Origin of the sequence: Burkholderia sp. Ac-20379 (assembly GCF_017104645.1) — a bacterium.
Lineage (GTDB): Bacteria > Pseudomonadota > Gammaproteobacteria > Burkholderiales > Burkholderiaceae > Burkholderia.
Genome location: NZ_JAAGPF010000789.1, coordinates 1 through 752, shown reverse-complemented (window position 1 = coordinate 752; position 752 = coordinate 1). Strand labels below are relative to the sequence as shown.

2 pseudogenes are annotated in these 752 nt (G+C 72.5%); both read left to right on the top strand.

The window, feature by feature from the left end:
* Positions 1-288: pseudogene (locus tag G3N92_RS34645) on the top strand (GNAT family N-acetyltransferase); the annotation flags it as partial.
* A 6-nt stretch (positions 289-294) separates the two neighbouring features.
* Positions 295-752, top strand: a pseudogene (locus G3N92_RS34640) (glyoxylate/hydroxypyruvate reductase A); the annotation flags it as partial.

Below are 752 nucleotides of genomic sequence, written 5' to 3'. Positions count from 1 at the left end.
CGGCGGTTCGGCCGCGGCGTCGCGATCGGGCCGGTGGTCGCCGCGCCGTCCGAGGGCGAAGCGCGCGCCAAGGCGCTGGTCGCCTACTGGCTCGGCCAGCATGTCGGCGATTTCGTGCGCATCGACGTGCCCGGCGGCGCCGGCATCGAGGCGTGGCTGCCGGGCGTCGGCCTCACGCCGGTGGATTCGGTCGTCAAGATGGTGCGCAACGCGCCGGCCGCCGCGCACAGCGGCGAGCCCGACGCCGCATGGCGCGCCTACGGCATCATCAACCAGGCGATGGCCTGAACCGCGATGACCGTCCTCTACAAGGCCGACCCCGTACGCGGCGCGCAATGGGCCGCGCTGTTCGCGCAACGCGCGCCCGACGTGCCGTTCCGCGTCTGGCCCGACATCGGCGATCCGGCCGGTATCCGCTATCTCGTGGCGTGGCAGCCCGGCGATCTCGCGCACACGCTGCCGAATCTCGAAGCCGTGTTCTCGGTGGGCGCGGGCGTCGATCAGCTCGATCTGGCCAGCCTGCCCGCGCATCTGCCGGTGGTGCGCATGATCGAGCCGGGTATCGTCGAGGGCATGGTCGAATACGTGAGCGAAGCGGTGCTCGCGATCCATCGCGACCTGTTCGACTACGCACTCGCGCAGCAGGCCCGCGAATGGAAGCCGCTGCCGCTGGTGCCGGCGCGCGAGCGCCGCGTCGGCGTGCTCGGGCTCGGGCAGCTCGGCACCGCCGTGCTGGAGCGGCTGCGCGTGTA